Source organism: Blautia sp. HCP3S3_H10_2 (assembly GCF_052122375.1).
In the GTDB taxonomy this organism is placed as follows: Bacteria; Bacillota; Clostridia; order Lachnospirales; family Lachnospiraceae; genus Blautia_A.
Map to the genome: position 1 here is coordinate 81919 of NZ_JBQKCL010000004.1, position 11595 is coordinate 93513.

At 37.2% G+C, this 11595-nt stretch carries 8 protein-coding genes; all 8 read left to right on the forward strand.

Annotation, left to right across the window (positions count from 1 at the left end):
- Positions 1 to 23: 23 nt before the first annotated feature.
- The 8 genes from ACTQWB_RS05245 (at position 24) to ACTQWB_RS05280 (ending at position 11475) form a co-directional block, all read left to right on the forward strand.
- Positions 24 to 2783 (forward strand): protein kinase domain-containing protein, encoded by a 2760-nt coding sequence (locus ACTQWB_RS05245; protein WP_441500824.1) that lies wholly within the window; start codon positions 24 to 26, stop codon positions 2781 to 2783.
- A gap of 496 nt (positions 2784 to 3279) precedes the next feature.
- Positions 3280 to 4281, forward strand: a complete 1002-nt coding sequence (locus tag ACTQWB_RS05250) for a PD-(D/E)XK nuclease family transposase (protein ID WP_441514602.1) — start codon at positions 3280 to 3282, stop codon at positions 4279 to 4281.
- 194 nt (positions 4282 to 4475) lie between these two features.
- The gene (locus tag ACTQWB_RS05255; protein ID WP_441500822.1) at positions 4476 to 5207 is read left to right on the forward strand and encodes an AlkZ-related protein; all 732 of its coding nucleotides are present in this window, start codon (positions 4476 to 4478) and stop codon (positions 5205 to 5207) included.
- 330 nt (positions 5208 to 5537) lie between these two features.
- On the forward strand, positions 5538 to 6533 hold the full coding sequence (locus ACTQWB_RS05260; RefSeq protein ID WP_441500821.1) for a LacI family DNA-binding transcriptional regulator: 996 nt from the start codon (positions 5538 to 5540) through the stop codon (positions 6531 to 6533).
- 42 nt (positions 6534 to 6575) lie between these two features.
- Positions 6576 to 8384, forward strand: coding sequence for a glycoside hydrolase family 13 protein (locus ACTQWB_RS05265; protein ID WP_441500820.1), 1809 nt, complete (start codon positions 6576 to 6578; stop codon positions 8382 to 8384).
- Positions 8368 to 9615 (forward strand): extracellular solute-binding protein, encoded by a 1248-nt coding sequence (locus tag ACTQWB_RS05270; protein ID WP_441500819.1) that lies wholly within the window; start codon positions 8368 to 8370, stop codon positions 9613 to 9615. The genes ACTQWB_RS05265 and ACTQWB_RS05270 overlap by 17 nt, the downstream gene beginning before the upstream one ends.
- A 115-nt stretch (positions 9616 to 9730) precedes the next feature.
- Positions 9731 to 10615, forward strand: coding sequence for a carbohydrate ABC transporter permease (locus ACTQWB_RS05275; protein ID WP_441500818.1), 885 nt, complete (start codon positions 9731 to 9733; stop codon positions 10613 to 10615).
- 14 nt (positions 10616 to 10629) lie between these two features.
- Positions 10630 to 11475 carry a carbohydrate ABC transporter permease gene (locus tag ACTQWB_RS05280; RefSeq protein WP_441500817.1) on the forward strand — a complete coding sequence of 282 codons (846 nt, stop codon included), beginning with the start codon at positions 10630 to 10632 and terminating at the stop codon, positions 11473 to 11475.
- Positions 11476 to 11595 lie beyond the last annotated feature (120 nt).

The window sequence follows — 11595 nt, forward strand, 5'->3', positions numbered from 1 at the left end:
AAATGATAGTGGAGGGGAAACATATGAATTATACAATAGGAGATTCTGTCTTTAACGATTGGATCATCACCAGAGAACTGGGCGAAGGCGCCACAGGAAGGGTTTATGAAATCGAAAAGAACGATCACACGATTTCTGCCAAAGCAGCGCTGAAGGTGATCCGCATTCCCAAATCCATGTCCGATGTACATGAAGTGATGAGTGAGGGAATGGATGAAGTGTCTGTGACACAGTATTTTCGGGAGTTTGTAGATGAAATTTTAAGGGAGATCAAAATTATGATCTCTTTGAAGGACCATCCCAATATTGTGGGTTATGAGGATCACTGTGTGATGGAACATGAGGTGGAAGTGGGCTGGGACATTCTGATCAAAATGGAGCTGCTCACGCCCCTTTCCAAATGGCTGCTGAATCACCCCATGGATGAGCCAACTGCCCTGCGCCTGGGCTGTGAGATCAGCAGTGCCCTGGCCTATGCCACAGACAGTGGCCTGGTGCATCGTGATGTAAAACCGGAAAACATTTTCGTAGACCAGATGGGGCGCTTCAAGCTGGGAGATTTCGGCATAGCCCGAACTATCGAAAAGACTACAGGCGGCCTTTCCAAAAAGGGAACCGAGAGCTACATGGCACCGGAGGTATACCTTGGAAAAACGTACAATGACCAGATTGACATTTATTCCCTGGGAATCGTACTTTACCGCCTGATGAACAACAATCGTCTGCCTTTTTACCCGCCTGTAGACCAGAAAATCAGCTTCAGTGACCGGGAAACAGCCCTGATGAAGCGTATACAAGGAACTCCATTGCCAGCTCCTGCAAATGGAAGCCGGGAATTTCAGGCTGTTATTTTAAAAGCCTGCGAGTATCTGCCGGAGAACCGGTATGAGTCTATGCATGAGCTGTATAATGTGCTGCAGAAGCTGGGACGGACCACGCGGGAAATTCCGGATATGCCGGTGAGTCCCAAAATGCAGGAAAATGGTTCGCAGGAGACAGGACGTGGCAAGGCTAATGAAACAATTTCGAAAGGCGCCTGCAAAGACACAGTTTCAAAATCAGAAAACTCATCCCCAGCCGGTACCGGCAAGAAAAAGAAAATGGTTCTGGTAGCAGGTCTGGTTCTTGCCCTTGGAATTGGTGGGTTCGCAGTACACTATGGAATGGAGTATTCCAAAACCTACGAAGTGACCGTAGAAAATGGCACAGAAAAAGGAGACAATGGCGGTATTTACCACAAAGGAAACCACGTAACAGTAGTGGCAGACGCGCCAAACGAGGAAAATGTGGAGTTTTCCAGATGGCTTACAGATGGAATAGAACTATCCGAAGAAGACCAGAAATCCGCAGAACTCACCTTTTCCATGCCAAAAGAAAACGTGTCACTGAAAGCACAGTATAAATTGAAGACAGAAGTTACTACCATAAAAGGGCTGGATGCAAGTGAAGGTAACTCGGATGCAGAATCTGGAGATGAGATTTTTACAGGAGATTTGACGCTTACGAAACTGTCAGAATTCGAAACTTCAGCAGGGTATGTACTTGGTATAGGCAATCCGAACCCCTTGTTATTAGGTTCTTATGATAATTATGAACTGGTAAATATGGATGGAACCACAATTACAGGCCTGAAATATTCTGAAATGCATATGTACGGTGACAAAGTAATTGCCAAGAAAACGGATACGTCATTATGGGGAATCCTGTCAACAAATGGAGAGGTAATCGTTCCATTTGAATATGACTATGTAAATGTAAGTAATGAATATTGGATGATTGGTTTTAAGGGAGGAAGCTTTGAGGATGAAGCCCAAAATAGGTACAATTATAATTATGATTATGATACGGCTACGCTTTATAGCATAAATGGAGATCAGTGTATTTCAGCAGCCTTGACAAGCGAGCAGAAACTTGGAAATAGTAATGGTGCGTATTTTTATATAGAAAATGAAGGGAAAAAAGAACTTTCTGCATATGACCTGGATTTTAATATTGTAGCTACAGGGAATACAACCATGTATGAATTGAAGGCGGCCCTGGAGAGTCTGTGTATAGGAAATCCGGAGGAGGTATCCGAAGAGATAGAAGTGCTATTAAAAGTAGATGGAACCTTTGAAAGAATCCGAACATTGCGAGAACAAGGGTATAAGGTAGCAAGTGGATATGACAAATCTGATTATGTCTGTGTTACTAAATCCGCAGAAGAACCGTATGTATGCGGAGTGGTGGATAAAGAAAACAATCTGATTATACCAATGGAGTATGACTTTATCTATGGTGGAGACAATCTGGGTTACGAGTATGACTTTAGCCATGGTGGAGACAATCTGGGTTACTTTTATGTTGAAAAAGATGGAAAATGTGGCTATGTAAGAAAAGACGGTACAGTGACGGTAGAACCCACCATCTATTCTGCAAATTATCCAGAGGCTGACGGGGAAAATGAAGGCGTCAAAGTGTATTCAAGTCTCGGATTTTCCTATCGGGAAAAGGATGGAACCTACACTTTAGTGGCAGCAGATGGGACAAAAACCACAGGGATGACAGATTATGCATCTTTAGTCCGTTCATCCCAGCGAGATTCAGATGGTAGGGTTTGGGAGACAACAGACGAAGATGGAAATTTTTGTGTAATAGACTGGCATGGAAATACTCTACTGGAGAGAGAAAGGTGTTTTCTTGGTTATATAGTAGAGGCATCTGATGATTTTAAATATATGGCTGTTGAAGAGGGGGATAATTATGAGAGTATGTTTTTTACAATATATGAAATAGGGGAGTAAGGACAGGCTGTACCAGTGTCTGATTGTTGAAACGATTTTTTTGAATACGTTTCAGGAATGTCCATAAAATCAAATACTTATAAAAATAAAATTAAATTTTTAGAATGCCTTGAAAATGAAAAGGAAGAATGCTAAGATAGATACAAAGCATATTTCTTTTCAATTTCAGGGCATTTTTGCCGTCTGTTTTCTAATTACACTTCAGAAATCCATGCTTTTAATTCCAATCAAAAATATGACAAAATTTGATATTTCTGTAAAAGACAGGTTTTTATGCAATCTGTCAGTTATCTAATAATACTTATTGTAGTTACAGTTCGCTTTCCAGACGGCTATTGCTGGTATTTTCCTTATAGTGTTATGGAATGACATATTGTGTTACATGGTTTATTTAACTGTATGTGGCATAAACTTATATAAAAATATATTGCTCCCATTTTTTCTTTATGGTAATATAAAATTAAAGAATGTTATCAGTTAACCAATTATACAGGAGGTGGGTATTATAGTACGTCAGACAAATCTGGCACAGACCATTGACCTTATATCAGACCGTGCGAAATATGATGAATGTGCGAAAAAAATATTGACTTACAAGGCAATCATAGCATGGATCTTGAAATCCTGTACAAAAGAATTTTCTCAATATAGCGTGAAATTTATTTGTGATAACTGCCTGAAAGATGATGTGGAAATTTCTAAACGTGCTGTCCACCAGGATCAGCTGGACCGTGATGAGAAGCTAAACGGAGACGAAAGAATCGAAGGTTTGAATTCAGAAGCGAACGCCGTCAAAGATCAAACTGTATATTATGACATCCGTTTTAAAGCCTATCTTCCTGGAAACATTGAACCTATACAGCTTATTATCAATCTGGAAATCCAGTTGAATGATACTCCAGGATATCCACTTGTAACCAGAGGTTTTTATTATTGTGCAAGGATGATATCAGAACAGTATGGAACCGTATTTACAGATGAACATTACGAAAAGATTCAGAAAGCTTATTCCATCTGGATCTGTCCAGACCCAGCTAAAAAACGTAAAAATGGTATTTTCAAATATCACACAATTCAGGATACAATACTTGGAAAGTCCTATACAGATCCTCAAAGCTATGATCTGATGGAAGTGGTTATCGTAAATCTTGGAGATGCAGATAAAGAGAGCGAGCTGGAGATTCTTGATCTGCTAAATGTCCTGTTTTCAACGTCAGCCACACCAGAAGAGAAAAAGAAGCGGTTACATGAAGATTTTGATATTGCCATGACAGAAGAATTTGAAAGTGAGGTGAGAGACATGTGTAATCTAAGTAGAGCTCTTGTAGACCAGGGAATTGAGCAAGGAATGAAACAGGGAGTTGAAAAAGAAAAAATGTCCCTGGCCCAAATGATGATCGAGGAAAAGGAACCTGCCGATAAGATTTCAAAATATACAGGCTATGCCATCGATAAGTTAAAGGAAATTGCATCGGCAATGGGACAGACACTTGTGTAACATAAGATTTTATAGTAAAGGTGTATAAGACGTAACTGTTTTATGCACCTTTTTATCATTTAAAAAAATAAGTTCTTAATATGATCTTGGTCGGATTATAATGAACGTTCGGAATGCAACGTGACCTTTTATTACCAAAGACATAATTATGCAGCAATTAAAGTTCGAACAGATATTCTATATAGGAGAAATTTATGGGAAACGTATCAGGTGAATGGATCATCTATGGTGTCGAATGGGATGATCCAGAATGTATTCATACAGTAGACGAAGCAATTGCATATATCAATGAAGTTGGATTTCTGCCACTTTTCAAAAATGATATTCCGGGCTTTTCTTTGGAAGAAAGAACTGTTCCGGAATTTTGGTGGAGTGATGATCCAGAAAAAGATCCATGGATGTGGCGGGCAATTATTGCAAGAAAACATGACATCATTTATGGTAAATTTTTTGCGAAAAAGGCTGGATTTATCTCCAGAAAATGGTTTCCTGTATTTGCAAACTATCGCAGGGACGGATATGATTTTGATGCTTTGTTCGAGGATGAAAAAGCCCCGTACAAACATAAAAAGATCATGGATTTTTTCATGGAAGAAAATCAGGATTCAGAGATTTTCTCCAATCTGTTAAAAGTACAAGCCGGTTTTGGCAAAGATGGTGAAAAGGGATTTGACGGAGCAGTTACCAGTCTTATGATGCAGACTTACCTCTGCAACTGTGATTTTCGAAAACGTGTAAATAAAAATGGGAAAGAATATGGCTGGGATGTGGCCGTATATTCTTCCCCAGAGCACATTTACGGATACGATCACATTGCGTCCCGCTATCAGGATGATCCACAGGATTCCTGGAAACAGATCGTACAGCATATGCGCGAGATTTATCCTATTGCAACAGAAAGACAGATTCGGAAAATATTAAAGTAATAATACTTTTAAACAGAAGATTAATACGGATCTATGAGCAGTTCAATAAAAAGAAGTAACAAAGTAACTGGCTCTATTTTATTGATAATGCACAAATTATCAATAATTTTAAAAATTGAATTGACATTTGTCACAATAGGTGGTATTAATAAAGCATAGTTAATGCAAGCGCTTGCATTAATGAAAATGAAAGGAGGAAAATATAGAAAAATTTTTTTGCCACATAATGCAACCGCTTGCATAAAACCGCTTATAAGGGTATAATAATGATACTTGGTAATGCCGTATAACCATTAAAAATCATTAAAATAGTCTTACAGGAGGAAGCAGATGGGAGCAACATTAAACGATATAGCCAAAAAAGTGGGAGTTTCTCAATCTACAGTATCAAGAGTAATTAACGGAACAGCACCGATTTCAGACGAAATGAAGAATAAAGTCTATCAGGCAATGAAAGAGCTGAATTATCATCCAAACAGCCTTGCAAGAAACCTTGCTAAGGGAAAATCGCTTACAATAGGATTGATCGTAGATGCCGATAATGAAAATGCATTTGCCAATACCTTTTTTACACGAAGTGTCTACGCAATGGAAAAAGTAGCACAGAGAAATGGATATAGCCTTTTGATTACAAATGATGTAGAAGAAAAAAGTTCTCCTGCCTGCGATCTTATTTTTGGTCATAAGGTTGATGGATTAATTCTTACTGCTTCAAACTTAAATCAAAACATTTTGACCGCACTAAAAAATGAAAAAATCCCATGGGTGGTGATGGGAGAAACATCAGAGAAAAAGGAATCAATGAATTGGGTAGATATGGACAATTTAATGGGAAGCATAAAGGCGGTAGAACATTTAAAAAAATCTGGATACAAAAAAATAGCTTATGTAGCAGATAATCTCGAAGCAATGTTTACCAAAAGAAGAATCCAGGGCTATGAAAATGCTCTGGGACAAAAAGATACCCACATTATCCTTAAGAAAGAAAATGACAAAGAACTGGAAAAGAAAATTATACAATCTGTAGAGCATGACAACATAGATGCATTCTTATGCTCTAATAATGTAATTGCTTTTCATGTTCTGCGAGCATTAAAAAGAATCGGAAAGTGCGTACCGACAGAAATTGGAATTGTAACTTTTGATAATTATCCTTTTGCTGAGTATATGGATCCGCCACTTACGGTAGTGGATATTGATACCTATAAGCTAGGGGAAATGGCTGCGGAGGTTTTGATAAACAAAATAAGAGATCAGAATTTTTTGCAGAAAGAAAATCTGATTCCTATTGAGTTAATTGCAAGGATTTCAACGCAGAAAGAATAAAAGTCTTGCAGATATCAAAACCAATGTAAGATTGGAGCGAATATGAACATACCGGCAGTACAACATCATGCAGGCTATCCAGATGTGTATCTTGCCAGCAGAAAAGAATTGGTAGTAACGATACACACCGCTGCAGGCGATATCAAAACTTGCGAATTATTGATTTTTTCAAGAACAACGCCTGAGAAAATCAATCATTACCTTATGGAACGTGTCATAAGAGATGGTGTAAGAGATCATTTTACAACCAGAGTTGTTACAAAAGATACTTTAAAATATTTAAAATACTATTTTAAACTGACTGACAAAAACGGAAAAGTGTGTTTTCTGAACGCATGGGAAATCAGTAAATCAGAACCTGGCGATGGTTTTTTCGAGTTTCTCTACGCAAACGATACAAATATTCTAAGTGTTCCGGAATGGGCAAAGGGAATTATTTATTACCAAATCTTTCCAGAGCGTTTTGCAAATGGAGATTCCACTATCAATCCAACAGAATGTCAGAAATGGGGAACTGTTCCTAACCGGGAAAATTACATGGGCGGTGATTTAGAAGGAATTATTAAAAATCTTGAATACTTAAAAGAGCTTGGAGTTGAGTGTCTTTACCTGAACCCTATATTCAAAGGAGATTTCAATCATAAGTACGCAACAACCAATTATTTTGAGATTGATCCTTCTTTTGGAACCAAAGAAAAATTTAACGAATTGGTTATAAAATGCCATAAATATGGAATAAAAATCATTCTGGATGGAGTGTTTAATCACTGTGGTGTCCATTTTTCAGCATTTCAAGATGTGCTTGAAAAGCAGGAATTATCGCAATATTGCAATTGGTTTTATATAAAAAAATTTCCTGTAGTGATTTCCGAAACAAATGCTGTATACGAATGTGTAGGAAACTACGGGTTTATGCCCAAGTTAAACACCGCAAACCCAGATGTACAGTCTTATATTCTTAACGTAATGATGTTTTGGTTAAAAGAATATCATATAGATGGATGGCGTTTAGATGTAGCGGATGAAATTGATCCTTCCTTATGGGCAGCAACTAGATACAAGATTAAATCTATGTATCCAAATTGCCTTCTTCTAGGAGAAACATGGGGAGACGGTTTTTCATTATTGGATGAAAAATCTGTAGACAGTATTATGAACTATACTTTTAGGGATAGTGTAAGAGATTTTCTTGCCAAGGGATGCATTGATGCAAAAATGTTTAACCATAGAATTTGCCAAATGCGTTCTCATTATCCAGAAGAAATAAGGGAAGTACTCTTTCAGCCACTAGATACCCACGATACGGAAAGATTTTTATGGAATTGCAAAGGTGATATTAAAAAATTAAAATTGGCCGTATTATTCCAGTTGTGTTTTCCTGGTTCACCGAGTATTTACTATGGAGACGAGATTGGGTTAAATGGGGACAATGATCCAGATTGCAGAAAATGTATGGAGTGGGATCCTATAAAACAAGATACCGAATTACTAAATTTTTATAAAAAGGTAATTTGTATCAGGAAAATGAATTCCTGTCTGAGAAAAGGAAACGTTATTCCACTGATTTGCGAAAAAATGGTATATGGATATGTTTGTCAGTTTAAAAATCAACAGATTTATGTTCTGCTTAATGGAGCAGAAGAAGAGCGGGAAGTCATGTTACCAGTTTTAAAGATTGCTAAATATGAGGATCTTTTGACTGGAAAAATTTATCAGGCAGAACCTCTGGCAAACGAAGCCTATCTAAACCAAGATATGATTTTTTGCCAGGGCAAAATGAGAATATCCTTGACAACTTTTGATGCTATAGTTTTAAAAATAGGAGGAACAGAAAATGAGAAAAAGCAATAAGTTATTAGCAATTTTATCAACAGCAGCATGCGCAACCGCATTGTGTGCAATCCCTTGCTATGCAGAAGAAGTTACTATTAATTTCTGGCACCACTATAGCGAACAATCTGCCGAAAATGAAACATTAAATAACGTATTAATACCCGAGTTTGAAAAGGAAAATCCAGATATTAAAGTAAATGCAGTTTCTCACGAATGGGCAGATCTTCATGATAAAATTTTGATCAGCGCAAAATCTGAGACTCTTCCTGATGTAGCACGTTTAGATAGTGCCTGGGTTCCTGAATTTGAAAAAATGGGAATTTTAGTACCTTTAAATCAGGAAATGGATGATTATCAGGAAGTCGCAGACAGTTTATTGGAAAGTGCAATGAGCACTGCACAGATTGGTCAGGATACTTATGGTCTTGCATTAAATACAAACACGAAAATTCTTTTCTATAATGTAAAGGCATTTGAAGATGCGGGAATTTCTGCACCAACTACAATGGATGAATTTATAGAAGATTGCAAAAAAATGTCTGGTGAAAATGAAAATGGACAGCAGATCTGGGGATATGACGAACCCGCGTTAGCCGGTTGGAATTTGTGCCCGTTTATCTGGAGCATGGGTGGTTCCATAACGAATGAAGATCAGACGCAGGCAACCGGATACTTAAATAGTGAAGCAACGGTGAATGCAATACAGACTCTTGCTGATTTGTATAAAGAAGGGGCAATCACTGGCTGGAACAGCGGAGATATTCCAATGACAGATGGTTTTGGAACCGGAAGATATGCGATGATTATGGATGGTCCTTGGAAAATTTCTGAAATGGAAGGCTCATATCCAGACTTTGAATATGCAACTGCTCCAATGCCAGAAGGTGAAGGCGGTTCTCACTCTGTTCTTGGCGGTGAAGATATTTCTATGTTTAATACAGCCAATAAAGATGCTGCATGGAAATTTATGAAGTTTATGACAGGTGAATTTGCTCAGGAAGAAATGGCAAAATGCAGCCAGATTCCAGTTAATAAAGCAACTCTGGAAAGCGATACTGTAAAGAATGCAGATTTTGCACCATTTATCGAAGCTATTAAATCAGCAGAATCCAGACCTACAGTGGCTTGTTGGTCTGAGATAGACAGTGAACTTGCAACTGCTGTAAGTGCTGTTATGAATGATGAAAAAACTGCAAAGGACGCAATGGATGAACTTGCAGAAAAAGTAGATGCTTTGTTAGCAGAATAATATCAAAAACAGGCTTCTGTATAGTTGTTACCTTTAGTCAGGGCCAAAGAACTCTTTGACCCTGGCTGGATAATAAAAAACAAGAAGTTAAAAAAAAATTTACGGGAGGAATATTATGAAAACAAAGAAAAGCCAAAATATCCAAATTGGACTTCTTCTCCTTCCAGGTATCTTAATTTTTGGTTTTTTTACCATTTACCCAATCGTAAAATTGTTTATTACAAGCTTTTTTCAATGGGATTTTGGTTCTATGTTCGATCAGAAATTTATAGGATTTGGCAATTATAAAGAAGTATTAGCTGACCCATATTTTCACTTGGCATTTACCAACTCCATTGTGTATACATTAATAACAGTACCTGCTCAGATGATACTTGGATTACTGATTGCTATGCTTATAAACAATATTAATAAATTTTCTATTGGTTATAGAGTGGCATATTATCTTCCCGTTATTACCTCGTGGGTAATTGCTTCATTAGTATTCAAATATGTTTTTAATACAGAAGGGCTTTTAAACTATTTTCTTACTAATGTAATACATTTAACAAGTACAAATGTTCATTGGTTAGACAGTCGTTGGGGCGGCATGAGTGTTGCAATGATGTTGGGAACCTGGAAGGGAATCGGATGGAATATGGTCGTTTTTTTAGCTGCATTACAAACGGTTCCAAAAGATTTATATGAATCTGCATCATTAGATGGAGCTGGAACGATTGCGAAATTTTTCTATGTAACAATTCCATCGATAAGGGGAACGATTTTGTTTGCATTGGTAATGCTTACAATTGGCGGATTCAATGTATTTACATCAATAAAGATGATTACCGATGGAAATCCCGGTCATAAAACAGAAAGTGTACTGACTTGGATGTATTATAAAGCATTTAGTACTGGTGAATTTGGTTATTCTGCAGCTCTTTCCTTTATTATTGCAGTAGTATTGGGTATATTGGCAGTAGTGCAGTTTAGGATGATGGATCATAGTAAACTTGATTAGAGGAGGTTTGGGAATTGAAAGTATCAAAAAAAATAATTCACAAAGGAATTATATACATAATCCTCACTCTGGGTCTTATTGTGGTAATTCTTCCAATGATTTACATGTTAAGCACTGCACTAAAACCCAATGGTGCTTTATACGAATATCCACCTAAGTTTTTTCCAAAAATTAAAGAAATTACTCTGGAGAATTTTCAGTATATCCTACATCAAAAAAAATTTATAAATAATTTCATTAACAGTATTTTCGTATCTACTGTAACAGTTGCTATAGCTGCGATTGTAGCTGCTGCAATGGCATTTTGTATTGCCAGATTTAAGTTTCCAGGGCGAAGGTTTTTATTCACATTTATTATGTTGACAATGATTATACCTGGAACTACTTTGATCGTACCACAGTATGAGTTAGCTGTTAAATTAAAAGTTATTAATAAATTAAGCGGATTAATTCCCTTCTATGTTGCGTGGGTCATTCCCTATTCCACCTTTATGATAAAGGGATTTGTAGAAAATATTCCAAAAGAATTGGATGAAGCAACATATATTGACGGCGGAAGCGTATTTACTGTTTTCTTCCGCATTATTTTACCTCTGGCAAAACCAGGAATTGCATCTGTTTCTATTTTTAACTTCCTTACTGCATGGGAAGAGTTTCCATGGGCCAATACAGTTATTAATGATGATTTGAAAAGAACATTACCGATTGCAATTTCTGGATTTTTTGGCCAGCATCAGTTCACCCAATGGGGATATGTTTTTGCACTTTCCGTATTAAGTTTAATTCCAATACTTATCGTTTTTATTTCTTGTCAAAGGTTTTTCATTGAGGGCTTGACGGCTGGAAGTGTAAAAGGTTAAGAGTGTAGTTGTTTAAAATCTATGAATCCAATATGAGAGCTATCGCGATATTCCCGATAGCTCTCATATTTTCTTTAGAGTCCAGTTTTTATACCAATAAATCACTGTTTCAGCTTCTAA